Below are 16,236 nucleotides of genomic sequence, written 5' to 3'. Positions count from 1 at the left end.
CGGTACTTGCGCTCGATCTCCTCGTCGCCGGGGAACGGGGCTTCCTGGTCCACCGGGATCGTGTTCACGTAGTCCGTGGTGGTCACCATCGGCACCCCCACGGACTGCGCCCCGGCCCGCTGGAGCAGGCTGCGCATGATGTACTGGGCACGTTCCGTGCCCTGATCCTGAATCAGGTCATCCAGGGACTCCAGCCATTCGGCGGTCTCTTCCGGATCACGATCAGGCAGCTGGTTTGTCAACCCGCTGAGGATATGGGAGGTTTCTTCTCCTGCAGCCACGTTTGGCCTCTCTTCATCTTTGAACATCGGTTTTTTCGGGTGGTCCACGGCGGTCAGGGCTTAGCTGCCCCGGTAGGTCGAGTAGGCGAACGGGCTCAGCAGCAGGGGCACATGGTAATGCGCCTGCGCCTCGGCTACCCCGAACGTGAGGGTGACCTCGGGGAAGAAGGTCTCCGTACCGGTCGCGGCGAAGTAGGCCCCGGTGTCAAAGCCCAGCCGGTAGGTTCCCGAGGGCAGCCTGTCGGGGCCGAGTTCCTTGATCCGCCCGTCCGCATCGGTGGAACCGGTGGCGATCAGGACCCACTGCCCGCCGTCGAGGGCCTGCAGCGTCACGGCGACGCCGGCCGCAGGCTTGCCCGAGCCGGTATCCAGTACGTGGGTGGTTACGTGGGAGACGCTCACTTGCTCATCAGTCCTTCGAGTCGGAGCACTGCGATCTCGCGCAGCTGCTGGCCGATGATGGGTTCTTCCTGCTCCGGCGTGTGGGCCAGCCTGGCGTTGAGGGACGCCAGGATCTCCGCGCGGCTGCGGCCTGCCGCGCGGATCAGGAACACCTGGCCGAACTTCTCTTCGTAGGCGCGGTTGCCGTCCGCCAGGGCTTCGGCCACGGCCGCCTCCGGCTTGCCGAGTCCGGCCTGTTCCGACTGGGAAAGGCGTGCCTCGGTGCTGGTGCCCGGCGCGCGCTCCCCGATCCGGGGGTGGTGGGCCAAGGCTGCTGCCACCTCCGCCGGGGTGAACGGATCCGCCGCCCGGCGTCCGGCGTCCAGGAGCGATTCAATGCCGGAATAGGGCCGCGCGTCGGCGAGTTCATCAAGCCAGCGCTGGATGTCCAGGCAGGGGCGCAGCGATGCGACGGCGTCCGGGCGGTCGGCCGTGTTGAACTGTTCAATGTGCATGGGCCAGGTCCTCATAGGGGTCGATGCTGGCATCCACGGTGCGGGGTTATACGAAACCAGTTTATTTCGTATCGTGGAACTGTTATTTCAGCATATGCAAAAGTCAACCCTACGCCGGTGCGGGTGTCAACTCCCCGGGCCTCGGACTGACAGGCAGTTCATAGCTCCGGCATAGCTCGCGTCGCTAGATTGTAGGCACTATGGAAGAACGAACGCAGCAGCCAAGTCACGGGTCCATCGGGGACAGGCGCTACCGCCGGGCGCCGGGCCGGTTGCGGAGATTCCGGAGATTCCGCAAATTCCTTCTGGGCGCGGGTGCCGCGGTGCTGGCCGTGGCGTTGGCCGCCACCATCTACACCTCGGGCGAGGCCCGCTCAGCGGCGCCCCGAGCCGCGGAGGCCAGCGCCGCGGCGGCCAGCGCGCCGGCGTCGGACGCGGGACCGGACGTAAACGCCCAGGCTGCGGGAACCCCCGACGCCGGCCTGGACACGGAAATCAGCAACATCATCGATGCCAACAGCCAGTACCAGATCGGCGTGGCACTGATCGACCTGTCCGACGGCGTGGTCCATGAGTACGGCGTCCGGCAGGCGTTCTTGGCCGCCAGTACCGCCAAGGTCCTGGCCGCCGCAGCCTACTACCACCTCGTCGAAACCGGGGCAGCCTCCCTGGACGAGCCGATGGGGGACTGGACGGCCGGGTTCCAGCTCAAGGAAATGATCCAGGACAGCGACAACGAGTCCTGGTCCCTCATCATGGACGCGATCGGCCACGACGAACTGAGCGGCTATGCGGCGTCGATCGGGGTCAGCTATGACCCCGAAAGCAACACCCTGACCCCGGCGGAAATGGCCAGGGTCCTGGCCGGACTCTACTCCGGCACCCTGCTGGACCGCGACGACACCGCGCAGCTGCTGTCCTACATGCAGGACACGAACTACGAATCCCTCATCCCCGCCGCCGTCCCCGCCGGCATCACCGTCTTCCACAAGTACGGGCTGCTGGACGGGGAACTGCACGACGCCGCGATCCTCGCCAAGGATGGCACGGCCTACGCCCTCGTCATCTACACCAAGGGCGAGGACACCGGCGACATCCCGCAGCGCACCGGGGTCATCCACCGGCTGACGCAGGCGGTGGCCGGGGCCCTGTTCTAGGAGTCTGCTGTCGGGGCCCGTCCGGCCACGGTCCGGGGCTACTTTGGGGCGTCCGGCGTCGAAACGGACGATGCCGGCCCGGAGTTTCGTGTCAAAGTGCCCCCGGACGGCGCCGGGCAAGACCGAAAAGCCGCCCTTACCTCGCGAGGAACCGCAGCAGAATCTCGTTGACCTCAGCGGCGTGGGTCCACAGCAGGCCGTGCGGGGCGCCGTCGATCTCCACGTATTCGGCGCCGGGCAGGGCCTTGGCGAACCTCCGGCCGGTGGCATCGATCGGCAGGATGTTGTCCGCCGTCCCGTGGACGATCAGCGCCGGAACGTCGATCTTCGGGATGTCGGCCCGGAAATCCGTATACCACGTCGGCTGCGCGGCGGCCGAGGCGGTGGCGCCGCCCGCGGTGGCAAGGTTCCAGCCCGCCTGCATGACTTCCTGGCTGAGGCGGGGGGTGCCGAGGAAGGTGCCACTGTTGTAGAAATTCCGGAAGAACTCGGTGAAGAAGGCGTACCGGTCCGCGGTCACCGCCTCCATGAGCCCGTCGAAGACAGCCTGCGGGACGCCCTCGGGGTTGCCCTCGGCCTGCAGGAGGTAGGGCTCCAGCGACGCGATGAACACGGCCTTCGCCACCCGGGCCGAGCCGTAGGTGGCCAGGAAGCGGCCCACTTCGCCGGTTCCCATCGAGAAGCCCACGAGCACCGTCTGGTTCAGGCCCAGCGTGGTGAGGATGGTGTCGAGGTCTGCAGCGAAGGTGTCGTAGTCGTAGCCCTCGGTGGGCTTGCTGGACTGGCCGAAGCCGCGGCGGTCATAGGTGATGACGCGGTAGCCGGCGGCGAGCAGCGCCGTGGTCTGCTTCTCCCAGGACGAGCCGTCCAGCGGGTAACCATGGATCAGGACCACCGGCTGGCCGGACCCGTGGTCCTCGTAGTAGAGCTCGATATCGGTGCTGTTCTCGGTTCCAACCTTGATGCAAGCCATGCCGGCAGTCCTCTCGGTAGGGTTCGGTTCGGTGTAAAGCTACCAGAGGAGATCCGGATCTGCCGTGCAGCTGCGGGCAAGAAGTGGCCCGTCATCGTCTCCTGGCTGGCGGAGGAATTCCCGGGCCAGGGGGGCCCACCGGGGCCGGAAGGAATAGAGGCAGCCCAGCCGCAGGCGGGTCGCATTCGCGTAGGCATCGAAGCGCGCCGGTGTGACCCGTAGTTCCCCGGCAGCCGCGATGACCTCGCGGCGGGCGGTCCGGTACCGCCCGGCCGTCAGGCGCCCCTGACGCAGGCGCAGCTCAAGGTGCACGGCAAGGTTTGCCAGGTCGGCGGCGGCTTCGGCCCGGCCTGCCTCGTCGAAATCCAGCAGCCCCAGGGGGGCCCCGGGATCCTGGGCGAATATCTGCTTGTCGTGGAGGTCCCCGTGGGACCAGACCAGGGGATCGGGTTCGGTCCGGAGCAACTGTTGGGCGATCTGACCCACGGCCGCCTGCACCGCGTCGCGCTGCGCCTGCGCCGCCGGTATGTTCTGGGCGTGCAGCAGCCACAAGTTCACTATGCGTTGCAGGTTCTCCAGTTCGACGGCGGCCGTGCGGGGCGCGAGCGCCTCGAGGGTCGGACGGTACGCGGGAGCCCTGGCCAGGGATTGTTGCCGGACCCAGCCCCGGGACCATTTCTGCCAGGCTTTTTCGAACACGACGTCGCCGATCGCGGGGTCGTTGCCCAGCTCGAACAGGGAGCGGCCCGGGAGGCCGGTGAGGATGAGGCAGCCCGTGGTGTAGGAAACTACGTCAGGGGTAAGGAAGTCCCCGGCGCGCAGGAGCGCGTTCATCCGGGCGTGCCGGTCCGCGGCTTCGTCGGACTGCCGGGGCCGGAAGATCTTGAAATAGCGGTCGCCGGCCCTGACCACGGCACGCTTGTGGGCCCGGTGCACTACCACGTCGCCCAGCGGTGCCACTTGCGCCAGGGCGGGCAGGCGCCGGTCGCCGCCGTCAGGCAGCAGCTCCACCTTTCCGGCCCGGAGATGGGCGGCCCGGACGCCCGCCCGTTCGGGCGCCACAAGCTCCATGGTGTAATCCCCTGCGGTAATCTCGGGCCACGCCCGCCGGACCAGCCATTGCGTTCCTTCCGTGTCCGCGACGGCGGGTGGGACGGGCGGCTGCCAGCTCATGCCATCAGCTCCCGGGCCCGGCGGGCAGGCGGATGCGTGGCACGTTCGTCGAGAGTGGCGAGGGCCACGGACAAGCGTCCGGGGAGCGGAGAACATGCCAGACGTAACCAGGCGGCATCGGAATAGGCGTGGAGCCGGCCCGGACTGACATGCAGTTCGTCAGCGGCGGCCATTACCTGTGTGTGGGCCGTTAAGTATCGTGCCGGCGTCATGCGGTTTTGGCGTACGAGAAACTCCAGATGGACATCCAGATTGGCCAGATCGAGAGCGGCCTCGGCCCGGGCGGTGTCGTCGAAGTCCAGCAATCCGAGCGCGGATGTGCCGTCGACGGCGATGATTTGTTTGTCGTGGAGGTCGCCGTGGGCCCAAACCAGCGGATCGGGTGCCGTCCGGAGCAGGTTCTGCGTCACGTCTTCTGCCCTGGCACACAAAGCATCGCGTTGCGACGACGCTTCGGGGACGTTTCCATAGTGGCGCAACCAACGGTTCACCCACCGCCACAAATCCGTTACTTCAACGTCCGGAGAGTGGAGCGGCAGGGTGGCAAGAGCGCTGCGCCTGGCGGTGTCGTACCGGCCGCCCACTTGGGCGGTCCAGGCGTGCGACCATTTCTCCCACAGTCGGGCGAACGATTCATCACTGATTGTCAGGTGGTCCTGCCCCAGCTCGCCCAGGGTCCGTCCTGGGACGGAACTGAAAACGATGACGTCCGCGGAGCTCCGAATGACCCTGGGCGCTGTGAAGGTGCCGGCGCCCAAGAGGAGGTCCGTTTGTGCGCAACGTTCGGCGGGCACGATCGCCTCGCCCGGCCGGAAGATCTTGATGTAGCAGTCCTCCGCCCGGATGACGGCGCGTGCGTGGGGCCGATGGGCAACTATTTCCCCGTTCCGCGCTTCCGCCCGCAGGGCCGGCAGTCCGGGATCGTCCCGGGGCACCAACTCAAAGTGCCCGGACCGGAGATAGGCTGCCCTGACGCCCGTCCGTCCGGGCGTCAGGACCTCCAGTTTGTACTCTCCGGGAGTCTTATCGGGCCATGCCCGGCGGACTTGCCAGGTTCGGCCGGAATTGTCCACGGCGGACTTCGGGACCGGCGGGAGCCAGCTCATGGGACCAGCTCGCAGGCCCGGTCGATGTGCCGGGACATGTCGGCGGCCCAGTCCGGGGTCCGGTCCCTGAACGGGTCAACGCTGCCGGCGAATAGCCGGAGCGCCGCCCAGGCATCCGTCGCTGCCGGCGTGAACCGGCCACCGGCCAGGACGTAGCCATCGATGAGGTCTGCGGTGCGTTGCTGGCCCGCGGAGGTCCCCCTCCACTGGCTCATTTCCTCAACGGCGGCGAAGGAGCCCAGATCGGACTCCGGGGCTCCGGCGCGGGCGCGGTCGAAGTCGATCAGGCGGACCTCCGATCCGCTGACCAGCACTTGGTCAGCGGAGAAGTCCCCGTGGACCACGACGGCGGTCCCGCCGTCCGTGACTTCTTCGAGCCGACGGCGGATCCGGGCTGCCACGTTTGCCGCAGGCACTTCCAGCGCGGGAACGAGTGCCGTGACCATGGCGCAGGTTACCGCCAATTGCCGCTCCACGAGGGCTTCTTGCCCAGGGGCCGGGCCGGAGTCCGCTTCTGCCGGAATGCTATGGAGCCGGGCGAGGGATTCCCCGGCCCGGCGGGCACCCTCAGGGTCGTCGCTGGCCGCCAGGTCCTGGTCGCCCCACGCGGGGCTGGCGCTCGTTCCGTGACCGAAGCAATCGGCATCGCCGAGCATGGGAAGTACGGGAACTCCATGCTGCTGCAGACGCTGGTGGAACCGGTCCACGTTCTCTGGGGCGGGCAGCGCCACGGTCTTGACCACGATCGACGCATCCGGACTTTGCTCCAGCAGGACCAGCCGCCGCTCGGGCTTGTAGCGCAGCACCTTGGCGGTGCCGCTGAGGAGGCCTGGTCCGGGGCGTTCCACGGCGCCGAGGCGTTCCAGTCCGCGGTCTTCGAGCCAGCGCAGGTTCTTGCACAAGGCCCAGTCGTCCTCGATACCGCCTACGGCGATGATCGCATCCGTGTGACGCAGGGCAGGGCGGATCAGAAGCACGCCCCCACCCTGTCGCGCCGACTTCTGGGCGCGTCCGTCCAATTTAACGTTGCCGGCCGTAGTGAGGGCCCAACCGTACTCCTCCTTGCCGTCGCGGGTACGGCGGAAGGCAACCAGGGCTGATGTGCCGGGCTTGTACCGGACCCGGGTGATGCGGACCGGTTCGCCCATGACTTCGGAGAGGCGGCCGTCGTCGAGCACTACGGCAAGGCACGGAAGGGATTCGTCGCGGCGTGCAAGCGAGAGCTCGGCGTCACGCAATGCGGTCCTCAGCGCGTTCATGTCGGCACCTGCACTTCCAGCCCGGCCACATCCTGTTCGGGGCGCGGGGTGGGCGTTTCCCCCATCCACCTGCTGAACCGGCTGTCGGGATCCTGCAGCAGCTCGGCGGGGCGCCCCTCCTCGATGATGCGGCCGTCCTCGAGCCAGATGACCCTGTCGCACAGGCGTGCTGCAAAGGCGTCGTGGGTGATGGTGATCGAGGTCTTGCCCCGGGTCAGGACCTCGAGGGCATCCAGGATCGATTCGCGCGAAGCGGGGTCCAGCCCTGCCGTCGCCTCGTCCAGGATGACGATCGGCGCCTGCCGGAGAACGGCGCGGGCGATCGCGATCCGTTGCCGTTGCCCGCCGGAGAGATCCTTGGCTGCTTCCCCCAGGACCGTGTCATAGCCACTGGGAAGGGCGCGGATAAAGTCGTCGGCCTGCGCCAGTGCACCGGCATGTTCGATGTCCTGATCGGAGGCGTCGAGGCGGCCGAACCTGATGTTCTCCCGCACGGTGTTTCCGAACAGAACGGAGTCCTGAAGCAGGATGGAGACGTGAGAGCGCACTGATGCGATCCGGAGCTCCTTCAGGTCCTCGCCTCCCACCCGGACAGTGCCGGAGGTGGGATCGATCATGCGCAGGACAAGGCTCGCCAGGGTCGATTTTCCCGCACCGGACGGACCGAGGATGGCCAGGTGCTCCCCGGCCGGGATGCGGAGGTTGATCCCGTGCAGCACTGTGGTCCCCTCGCCGTGCCCGGCGAAGACGTTCTCGAACGCGATGTCGGGGTTTCGGCTTTCCAGGGCACGGGCGTTGGGAGCTTCGGGCAGGTCGGTCTGGGCCTCGAGCAGGTCCGCCACGCGCTCCCCCGAAGCCGTGGCCTGGGCGATCCGGCTGGTTTGCTTGGCCAGATCCTTCAGCGGCTTCATCCCGGTTTTCAGGTAGGTAAGGAAAACGATGAGGTCCCCCGGGGTGATCGAGTGGTCCAGCACGCGCCAGCCCCCTCCGGCCAGGACGACGGCCGTGGCGACGCCGATCAGCACATCGGTGCGCCGCTCAAGGCTGGCGGCGAGCCGGAGTGCGACTACTCCCGTCCCGAGCGTCGCCGTGTTGCTTTTCCGGAAGTTGGAGCTGATGGTTTCCTCAAGCCCGTAGGCCTGGACTTCACGCATGGCGCTAAGGGTCTGGGACGCAGTGGTGGCCAGCGCGCTTTCACCCTTGCGTGACTTGCCGGCCGCCGTCGTGATCGATCCTGAACTTCGACGCGACAGGACGGCGAATACGCCGGCTGCCAGGAAGACCACGAGTGCCAGCATCGGGTCAAGCCACAGCATGATGACGGTCATGGCCAGGAGTGTGACAGCGTTGCCCAGCATGGGGAGGCCGGCGGTGACGGCGACGTCCTGCAGGCGTGAGACGTCACTCACGAGCCGCTGGACCGTGTCTCCAGAGGAGGCCCGCGTGTGGTGCCGCATGGACAGGCTTTGTACGTGGCGGAACGTGCGGGCCCGGAGGTCGGCGGCGACTCTTGATCCGACGAGGGCGAAGGAGATGGCGGACCAATAGTTGGCAATGGCACGCAGGATGCTGAGGGCGACGATCGCGCCGCCGCACAGCAGCAGCGTCTCCAGGCTGGCATCCATGCTTGGCCCGGGCCTTTTCATCGTCGCGCCCAGCGAGCGTGAAACGGCGTCGATCACTATTTTCACGGGCCACGGCTCCAACAGGCGGAACAGGACGTCCGCGGCAAGGGCCGCGAAACCGACGGCCATCCGAAGCCGGTGCCGGCGCAGGTGCGGGCTGACGCACCGGAGGGTCCGGCGCAGCCCGGATTCGGGCTTACTGCTGTGATGCCTGCGATGGGCGGTCATTGCAGGGCCACCTTCCGTCCGGGTGGCAACGCCGCAATGATCCGGCCGAGGACGCCGTCCCAGCTGAACCGCTCGACGGCGTCGTGGCGGGCCTCTGCCCCGAGCCGTTCCCGCAGCGCGGGATCCTCCGCAAGGCTGGTGAGGGCGGCGGCGAGGGATTTCAGTTCCCCGGGCGGCACCAGGATCCCGGTGCGCCCGTCATCCACGATGGACGGGATCTGGCCCTCGGCGCTCGCGATGATCGGCATCGCGGCGGCCATGTACTCGTACACCTTCAGCGGGGAAAAGTAGTCGTCCTCGCCATCCGCTTCGGGGGGATAGGGGGCGGCGGCGGCGTCGCACTCCTGCAGGAGGCCCGGTACGGCTGCGGGCGGCACCGCGCCGGCGAAGTCTGTTTCGACGCCAAGCTTCGCGGCGAGGTGTTCGAGGTCGGCCCGGCCCGGCCCGTCGCCGATGATCTTGACGCTCCAGCGCTGATCCTTTTCGGCCGTTTGCGCATTGGCCAGGGCAACCGCGTACAGCAGGGCCGGGACCCCGTGCCAGGGCTTCAGAGTTCCAACGAAGGCCACCGTGAGGTGATCGGGGTTGCGCCGTCCGGGGCGGCGGGCAGTGATGCGTTCGACGTTGACGCCGTTCGGTGCCAGCACCGTCCTGGCCGTGGGCGCCCGGTCCCGGACCCACCGGACCACCGGCTGCGAGACGCAGGCGACGACGTCGGCCGTCCGGGCGTTGCGCCGCAGGATCGTTTCGGCCTTCTTCACGTCCAGCAGCTGGCGGTACCGCTGTTGTTCTTCGATGAGCGGGGCGTTGACTTCGAGCACCGCCGGGACGTTGAGGATGCTGGCAACCACCGAGAGTGCCGGGCTGAACAGCGAATAGCGTTCGTAGATCAGGCCGCAGCCGTGGCGGAGGACCTCGTCGGCGAGGGCGAGCGCAGCGTCTTCGACCGCCCGCTCACGGTCCGGTCCGGGGGCGCCTCCCGGCCGGATTTCGACGACGTCGAGGCCGGCGAGGTCGGCGGGGCAGTCGGTTCCCCGTCGGGTGCAGTAGACCGTGACGGTGGCGCCGGCTCCCTGCCACGCCCGGACGATTTCCTGGACATGCACCGAGGAACCCTTGGTGCCGAAGACGGGCACCCCGGGGTCGGCGCAGAGATAGGCCACGCGCATCATGCGGCCTTCCTTTCCGCGAGGCAGAGGGATCTCAGGGCTTCGGCCTGGCGGCGGACATCGAACTGGTCCTCGATCAGGGCCCGGGCATTCCGGGCCAGCGTCACCCGGTCGGCGCCTGGGGCGCTCATCGCCTGAATGGCCCGGGCGAGGGCGCGGGGATTTCCGGGCCGGGCCAGGAGTCCGGTGGATCCGTTCCGGACCACCTCCGGGATCCCGGTGACCGCGGTGCTGATGCACGGAACACCGGTGGCCATGGCCTCCAGCAGGACGGTGGGCATGCCGTCCGCGTTTCCGTCGGCGCCGATGACACAGGGGGCAACGAAGATGTCGGAGGAACTGAGGAGTTCGTGGACCTGGTCCTGGGTCTGGGGGCCGATCAGCCGGACGTGGTCGCCCAGCCGGAGCCGTTCGATGCCGGACGCCAGTTCCTCGGCCAGCACGCCGGTTCCGGCGATGCGCATGTCCAGGCTGAAGCCCTGGTCAAGGAGTTCGGCGGCTGCGGGCAGCAGATGCTGGAACCCCTTCTTTTCCACCAGCCGGCCCACGGCGGAGATCCGCACCGTGGTTCCGAGGGGGCGCGGATCGCGGTAGGGGAAGCGTCCCAGTTCCAGGCCGTTGCGCACCAGATGGAGCCTGGAAGTGGAGGCCGGGAAGCGGCGGCGCAGGTATCGCAGGTTGAAGTGGCTGATCGTCACGGCGTGGTGGGCCTGTTCGAGCTTGATCCGGAGGTCTTCGCTGCTGACCGATTCATGGAAGATGTCGACGGCGTGGGCCGTGAAGGAATACGGGATGCCCGTGATGGCCGAGGCCAGCCGCGCTACGCTGGTGGCGCCCGACGCGAAGTGGACGTGCATGTGCCGGATATTGCGGTGCTGCAGGGCAACGGCCAGGTTGATGGCCCGGACGGCGTCGTCCGGCGCGGCGGCGGCGAGTTCGGCGAAATTCCGGGCCAGGGCGCCCGTGAGCCCGGCCGCACCGGCCGCATTGAAGCTTTCCCACAGGTCAACTGTCTTCAGCGGCCGGTCAATGTAGGTCACCGGTGCCTGGACCCGCGCGAGATCGGCGTGGAACCTCGGGTCGTTGGGCGGCAGGAGGGAGAAGATCTCGATCCTGTCTCCCGCTGCTTCCCGGGCCAGGATCTCCGACACGATAAACGTCTCGGAGAAGCGCGGATACATCTTGAGGACGTACGCAGTCCCCGGTTCAGACGGCGACACGGCCGGCACTCTCCGTCGGATTGATTGCCGTTTCGCTTTCATCCGCATGGAAGAGTGGCTGGAGCAACTCGGCCGCCAGTTGCGGGACGCGGATCAGCCCGTCCAGGACCGCCCGACGGCGATCCACCGTGGTGCCGAGCCTCGCCGCGAGCCAGCCGGCGAGGATATCGGGGGTCAGGGTGCCGATTTCATGTTGTTCCAGATACCCGGCATTGGCCAGGGACGTGGCCCGGATGCGCTGCTCGGCGCGCGCCTGGGTGCGGGGCACGATCAGGGCGGGGACATTGGTGCTCATGATCTCGCACACTGTGTTGTAGCCGCCCATGGAGACGACGGCGGCCGCGTGCCGGAGGTGGAAAACGATGTCATCCACCGCGGGGACGACTTTCACGCCGGGTCCAGCCTGGCGGCGGAGATCGTTCAGCTGCTCGGCGGGCATCTGCGGGCCGGCCACGATCAGGTGTCCCAGCCCGGGTGGCAGGGCAGTGGCGACGGCGACGCTGGCCAGGGCATGGCCGTCCGAACCGCCCCCCACCGTCGTCATGCAGTACGGGCCGGGCATGCAGCTCGTCCCGGAAACCGAAGGGCGCCCGGCGGCGAGGTAGCCGGTATACCGGATCAGCTTCCGCAGGGAGAACGGTATCTCGCCGGCCGCCACGGGGTCGTGGACGGCAGGGTCTCCGTAAACCCAGATCTCATCAAACAAGGCCTTGACCAGCCCGGGGCCGCCACAACGGGCCCATTCAGCGAAGGCCGCCTCGGGGGAGTCCAGGACTTCGCGGAGCCCCAGCACCACCCGCACCGGGCCGGCCGTGCGGGCACGCCGCAGGGCCGGTTCCAGTTCGCGGTGCACCCCGGTGGCGTGGCGGTCCACGATCACCAGATGGGGGCCGAAGCCGGCGATCACGGCCTGCAGCAGCCGGGCCCGCATGGACACCAGGTCGTGCATGGGCAGGCCCAGGTTCCGGGGCCGGTAGCCATCCGGGCTTTTCTCCACCCCGGGAAGCAGGACCCAGTCCCAGCCTTCCGGCGCCTGGAACGCGGGCGCCAGTGCAGTGCCGGTGATGAGGATGCCTGTAACAGGACGGCCGGTGAGTCCCGGAAGTTGATTCTTCAGGGCGTGGGCCAGGGCCAGATTACGGCGCACATGCCCCAGACCCACTGAATCATGTGAGTAAAGCACTATTCGCATAGGCTGCACGGCGATCCTCCCAAGCCCACGGTCCGCGGCTCAGGGATATTCCCTGCCGGCGGTGGTTGATGTTAGGAACCAGCCTGCAGCGCAAGAGTGAGGAACGGATGAGGGGAAGATTAAGGAGTTCTCATGAAGGGCGCGCCCGCTGCCGCCGGTTCAGAGCCGGACGCCAACGGCCTGCAGCGGGATCCGGATCATGAAGCGCGATCCCTGGCCATAGGCGGATTCCACGGTGGCCGTACCGCCGTGCGCTTCGGCGATGGCAGTGACGATGGCCAGGCCGAGGCCTGACCCTTCCTGCCCGCGGCCTGGGTGGGCCCGGCCGAACCTCTCGAAGATCCGCTGCTGGTCCTCCACCGCGATGCCGGCGCCGGTGTCCCGCACCCACAGCAACAGCGTGTCTGACTCGGGCAGCGGGGTGCCGTCCGGCGCCGTCGGGCCTTCGATCCTGCAGCCCAGCGCGATCGTGGAGGAGCGCCCGGTGTACTTGACGGCATTGGCGGCCAGCTGGACGAGGGCCTGGGTAAGGCGCTGCGGATCAGCCTCGACCACGTAATCGGCGGTCTCATCGATCTGCCAGCGGCGGTCCGCGAGGACATGGATCTTCTCCATCACCTGGTGGAGGAATTCGGGGATGCGGACGGGCTCCCGCATGATGAAGTCAGGGTGGCCGGCATCGGCGAGCAGAAGCAGGTCATCCACGAGGCGCTGCATCCGGTCCACCTCTTCGAGCAGCACCTCCCTCGTGGCGATGACATCGGCGGGGTCGTCGACGGACACCAGCTCCAGGTGTCCGCGGAGAATCGTGAGGGGGGTCCGCAGCTCGTGGCCGGCGTCGTCCAGGAACTGTTGCTGCTGCTGGGCGCCCTCATCGAGTCTTTCCAGCATGGTGTTGAAGGTCTTCGCGAGGAGCGTCACGTCGTCCTCGCCGTCGCGCACTTCCACGCGCCGGGTGAGGTCCTCATGGCTGACCACCCGGGTGGCTTCGCGCAATCGCCGGAGTGGACCCAGCAGGCGGCCGGCCACCCGGCCTCCGATCAGTGCCGCGGCGAGCAGCGTGCCGGCTGCCACCAGTGAGTACGTCTGGACCGAGGCGCGATTGTGAGCCCTTTGGTCGGCGGCGTCCCGGCCCAGCAACAGATACGTCCCGGTGTTTTCGGCCCCCGTACCCTTCACCGGCAGGACGACCGTCCTGAGCGGGCGCCCGCCGGCGTTGAACTCGCCGAAGGCGGCGCCCGAGACGTCCCGGAGCCGGGTGGCGGCGGGGTACAGGCCTGGGGTCAGGAGGGGTTCGTCGGAATTCCCCTCGATGATCCAGTCAACGCGCCCGTCAACGATTCCGGCCATGACTTCGTTGCTGCGGGGTTCGATGTCCTCGGCGGCTTCGTGGAGCCTTTTGCTGTATGACTCGCCGCTGGACTTGCTGTTGGTCTGTACCAGTTTGACCAGCGAATTGCCCTTGTCCAGGATTGCCTGGTCAACCCTGGCATCGGAGTCCTGGAACTGGACAACGAAGGCGATCAGTCCCGCAGCAACCAGCCCCGCAAGCATCATGCCCAGCATGGCGGCCACCACGCGGAAGCGCACCGAGTGGAACTTCGCGCCCCAGCCGGACGGGTCCACGTCCGCGGCGGGGGGGGCTTCTCCCGCCGCCGGAGCAGCGGCAGACGCCACGGGCGCAGTGTGGCCGTTTCCACGTAGACGGTCATGCAGGGATGTCACAATTTCTCCCTTGCCTAGCTAAGCCGGTATCCGGCGCCGCGCGTTGTGACGATGTGGTCCGCGCCGATCTTTTGCCGCAGTTGCCGCACATAGACGTCGACCACGTTGGACGTCCCGTCAAAGTCGTACCCCCAGATGTGGCTGAGGAGTTGTTGCCTGCTCAGGACCTGCCCCGGATGGAGCAGGAACATCTCGACCAGCGCGAACTCGCGGGCCGAGAGTTCCACGACCTTGTCCCCGACGCTCATCGTGCGGGTGTGGAGGTTCAGTTCCAGGGCGGCGTAGCGGATGACGTGGTCCGCGGGCTGGTCATTGTTGTCCCCGGGCCGGAGCCGGCGCCGGATGCGGGCCACGAGTTCCTCGAAGCGGAACGGCTTGGTCATGTAGTCGTCCGCGCCGCCCTCAAGGCCTGCTACCGTGTCCGCGGCCGAGCCCCGCGCCGTGAGGATGATGACCGGAATGTCCACCCCGTTCTTGCGCAGCACGGTCAGGACGGTGAACCCGTCCAGGCGGGGGAGCCCGACGTCGAGGAGCAGGAGATCGAACTCGCCGCTGGAGGCGTAATCCACGGCTGTGACGCCGTCCGCGACGACGGTGGGTACGTAGCCGGCCGACCGCAGACCCTTCTCGATGAACCGGGAGATGCGCTCTTCGTCTTCGGCGATGAGTATGCGGATCACTACAACCCCAAGGAAATGCCCGGATCGGGAACGGTTCAAGGGGTCGCCCGTGGCGCTCCCGGCACTATTCCCGTGAATTCAGGCCTGCTCCAAACTGCGGCGTCTCCTGCATGTGCTGGGAGGAAGATCGGAGGCCCCAGCAGCCTCGATCGGCCCGGAGTACGGGCGTTGTGCGGACATTGCTAACATCCGTGCGCGAAGTTCCGGCATCCGCGATGGGCGTTGGACCCGGTGTTCTCCTATGGTGCTCCTGCGGCGGGGCCCGCGCCACCCCTTTGCGGCAAGCATTTCGGAGTGTTATTGCCGGAACAGCGCCCCGGTGATCTCGCGGGTGAGCTTGTGGATGATGCCCAGGCGGTCCTCGCTGTCGGCATCGTCCGGCCCCCAGGTGTAGATCGCCACCGCGTACGAACGGTCACCGGAGCTCAGGATGGCGGCGTCGTGGACATACCCTTCCACGACGCCGTACTTGTGGTGCACCGTGATGTCCGGGTCCAGGGCGGCGGGGATGAGGTCCTCGTCGTTGGTCTGCTGCATGTAGCCCAGCAGCTCTTGCGTGTGTCCGGGGTTGAGCAGCTTCCCGGCGGAGAGCGCCGTCAGCAGCAGCGCCATGTCCGGCGGGGTCAGGAGGTTCTGTTCGGGGTCGTAGTCCAGCCCGATCGAGCCGGCGTACTCGATCAGCCGGGGGTAGCCGATGTCCTGCATGAGCAGCAGCCAGGAATCGTCGCTGCTGGTATTGACCATGGCCTTGACCTGGAATCCGGCGTCGAAAGAGCCCAGGGGAGCGTCCAGCGACTTTTCGCCGGTTTCCACCAGATGGTAGTAGGCGGCGGCCGTGATGATCTTGGCGGTGCTGGCGGCCACGTACGGCGACGCGTCACCGAAGGCCTGCAGCTTCCCGTTGCGGGTGTCCACGACCGCGACGCCGATCCGGTGGTCCCCGTTCTCGTCCAGGATGCCCTGCAGCCTGGCGCCGAGATCGACGCCGGCGTTCGGCACGGCGTTCGACGCCGGGGCCACCCCGCGCAGCTCCGCCGCGGACGCAACGGCAAGGAAGGGCGTCTTCGGCACCGGGCCGGTGCGGACGACGGCGAAGAGGACCGTGGCCACAATGACGAGCAGCGTGGCCAGCCACATCAATGCCAGCACCCTTGGGTTGCTGATCGGTCCTGAGGTGTTCATGGGGACAGGCCAGGACCTTCCAGTGCAGGCGGGTGGGGTTCCCAAAACCTATGCGCCAGGCGCAGGCATGTCCACGGGCCGCGCGGGGCACGCGGCAGGTGTGGGCAAACTCCCAGCAATGCGCGACGGCGGCGCCCCCCTCCTTACCCACGAATGGACGGCCCGGCAGACTCAGCCACCGGCGATATGACGAAGATGGCCGCCATGAAGTCGCTCGTAGCGGCCATCTGCGTCCATCGGGTGTCCCTGGCGAGGCCGGGCCCCAACCCGCGGCGGTTTCAGCGACTTGAACGGCCTCAATCTCCGCCGAGGGGCTACCTCAGTCCATAGGACGAAGATGGCCGCCATGAAGTCGCTAGTAGCGGCCATA

General features: G+C 67.7%; 15 protein-coding genes. 1 reads left to right on the top strand and 14 read right to left on the bottom strand.

Annotated features, from left to right (window positions below):
• From J9611_RS15980 to uraD, 3 genes are all read right to left on the bottom strand, one after another.
• Positions 1-281 (bottom strand): pyruvate dehydrogenase E1 component-related protein (locus J9611_RS15980; protein ID WP_504742087.1); only part of this gene is annotated, 281 nt, incomplete at its 3' end.
• 60 nt (positions 282-341) lie between these two features.
• Positions 342-683 carry a hydroxyisourate hydrolase gene (gene uraH, locus J9611_RS15975; RefSeq protein WP_211881537.1) on the bottom strand — a complete coding sequence of 114 codons (342 nt, stop codon included), beginning with the start codon at positions 681-683 and terminating at the stop codon, positions 342-344.
• Positions 680-1,177 (bottom strand): 2-oxo-4-hydroxy-4-carboxy-5-ureidoimidazoline decarboxylase, encoded by a 498-nt coding sequence (gene uraD, locus J9611_RS15970; RefSeq protein ID WP_211881536.1) that lies wholly within the window; start codon positions 1,175-1,177, stop codon positions 680-682. Before uraD ends, uraH begins: the two co-directional genes overlap by 4 nt.
• Positions 1,178-1,377: 200 nt before the next feature.
• Here uraD and J9611_RS15965 point away from each other — a divergent pair, with 200 nt between their 5' ends.
• Entirely contained in the window at positions 1,378-2,334 is a 957-nt protein-coding gene (locus J9611_RS15965) for a serine hydrolase (protein WP_211881535.1), read from the top strand.
• A 136-nt stretch (positions 2,335-2,470) separates the two neighbouring features.
• On the opposite strand, the gene J9611_RS15960 is transcribed toward J9611_RS15965, so the two are convergent.
• The 11 genes from J9611_RS15960 to J9611_RS15910 all read right to left on the bottom strand — a co-directional run bounded on the left by J9611_RS15960 (position 2,471) and on the right by J9611_RS15910 (position 15,866).
• The gene (locus J9611_RS15960) at positions 2,471-3,307 is read right to left on the bottom strand and encodes an alpha/beta fold hydrolase (RefSeq protein WP_211881534.1); all 837 of its coding nucleotides are present in this window, start codon (positions 3,305-3,307) and stop codon (positions 2,471-2,473) included.
• 39 nt (positions 3,308-3,346) lie between these two features.
• Positions 3,347-4,480, bottom strand: a complete 1,134-nt coding sequence (locus J9611_RS15955; RefSeq protein WP_211881533.1) for a phosphotransferase — start codon at positions 4,478-4,480, stop codon at positions 3,347-3,349.
• On the bottom strand, positions 4,477-5,586 hold the full coding sequence (locus J9611_RS15950; protein ID WP_211881531.1) for a phosphotransferase: 1,110 nt from the start codon (positions 5,584-5,586) through the stop codon (positions 4,477-4,479). Before J9611_RS15950 ends, J9611_RS15955 begins: the two co-directional genes overlap by 4 nt.
• Positions 5,583-6,845 (bottom strand): phosphotransferase family protein, encoded by a 1,263-nt coding sequence (locus tag J9611_RS15945; protein WP_211881529.1) that lies wholly within the window; start codon positions 6,843-6,845, stop codon positions 5,583-5,585. Before J9611_RS15945 ends, J9611_RS15950 begins: the two co-directional genes overlap by 4 nt.
• Positions 6,842-8,698: an ABC transporter ATP-binding protein gene (locus J9611_RS15940; RefSeq protein WP_211881527.1), complete on the bottom strand. Its 1,857-nt coding sequence runs from the start codon at positions 8,696-8,698 to the stop codon at positions 6,842-6,844. The genes J9611_RS15945 and J9611_RS15940 overlap by 4 nt, the downstream gene beginning before the upstream one ends.
• Positions 8,695-9,870 carry a glycosyltransferase family 4 protein gene (locus J9611_RS15935; protein WP_246527909.1) on the bottom strand — a complete coding sequence of 392 codons (1,176 nt, stop codon included), beginning with the start codon at positions 9,868-9,870 and terminating at the stop codon, positions 8,695-8,697. Before J9611_RS15935 ends, J9611_RS15940 begins: the two co-directional genes overlap by 4 nt.
• Complete coding sequence (locus J9611_RS15930; RefSeq protein ID WP_211881525.1) at positions 9,867-11,087, bottom strand: glycosyltransferase family 4 protein; 1,221 nt, start codon at positions 11,085-11,087, stop codon at positions 9,867-9,869. The genes J9611_RS15935 and J9611_RS15930 overlap by 4 nt, the downstream gene beginning before the upstream one ends.
• The gene (locus J9611_RS15925; protein ID WP_307857128.1) at positions 11,074-12,249 is read right to left on the bottom strand and encodes a glycosyltransferase family protein; all 1,176 of its coding nucleotides are present in this window, start codon (positions 12,247-12,249) and stop codon (positions 11,074-11,076) included. The genes J9611_RS15930 and J9611_RS15925 overlap by 14 nt, the downstream gene beginning before the upstream one ends.
• A 189-nt stretch (positions 12,250-12,438) precedes the next feature.
• Positions 12,439-13,956, bottom strand: coding sequence for a sensor histidine kinase (locus J9611_RS15920; RefSeq protein ID WP_211881522.1), 1,518 nt, complete (start codon positions 13,954-13,956; stop codon positions 12,439-12,441).
• A gap of 62 nt (positions 13,957-14,018) precedes the next feature.
• Positions 14,019-14,684, bottom strand: coding sequence for a response regulator transcription factor (locus J9611_RS15915; protein ID WP_211881520.1), 666 nt, complete (start codon positions 14,682-14,684; stop codon positions 14,019-14,021).
• Positions 14,685-14,981: 297 nt separating this feature from the next.
• Entirely contained in the window at positions 14,982-15,866 is an 885-nt protein-coding gene (locus J9611_RS15910) for a serine hydrolase (RefSeq protein ID WP_211881518.1), read from the bottom strand.
• Positions 15,867-16,236: the final 370 nt, after the last annotated feature.

This window comes from Pseudarthrobacter albicanus, assembly GCF_018224015.1.
GTDB classification, from domain to species: domain Bacteria; phylum Actinomycetota; class Actinomycetes; order Actinomycetales; family Micrococcaceae; genus Arthrobacter; species Arthrobacter albicanus.
Note: the sequence above shows the minus strand (reverse complement) of the source record. Positions and strands in the feature narration are given on the sequence as shown.

Coding starts and splice junctions, on each gene's coding strand:
- J9611_RS15955 (WP_211881533.1), bottom strand. CDS start 4,480: ATGAGCTGGCAGCCGCCCGTCCCACCCGCCGTCGCGGACACGGAAGGA.
- uraD (WP_211881536.1), bottom strand. CDS start 1,177: ATGCACATTGAACAGTTCAACACGGCCGACCGCCCGGACGCCGTCGCA.
- J9611_RS15940 (WP_211881527.1), bottom strand. CDS start 8,698: ATGACCGCCCATCGCAGGCATCACAGCAGTAAGCCCGAATCCGGGCTG.
- J9611_RS15965 (WP_211881535.1), top strand. CDS start 1,378: ATGGAAGAACGAACGCAGCAGCCAAGTCACGGGTCCATCGGGGACAGG.
- J9611_RS15950 (WP_211881531.1), bottom strand. CDS start 5,586: ATGAGCTGGCTCCCGCCGGTCCCGAAGTCCGCCGTGGACAATTCCGGC.
- J9611_RS15935 (WP_246527909.1), bottom strand. CDS start 9,870: ATGATGCGCGTGGCCTATCTCTGCGCCGACCCCGGGGTGCCCGTCTTC.
- J9611_RS15910 (WP_211881518.1), bottom strand. CDS start 15,866: ATGAACACCTCAGGACCGATCAGCAACCCAAGGGTGCTGGCATTGATG.
- J9611_RS15945 (WP_211881529.1), bottom strand. CDS start 6,845: ATGAACGCGCTGAGGACCGCATTGCGTGACGCCGAGCTCTCGCTTGCA.
- J9611_RS15960 (WP_211881534.1), bottom strand. CDS start 3,307: ATGGCTTGCATCAAGGTTGGAACCGAGAACAGCACCGATATCGAGCTC.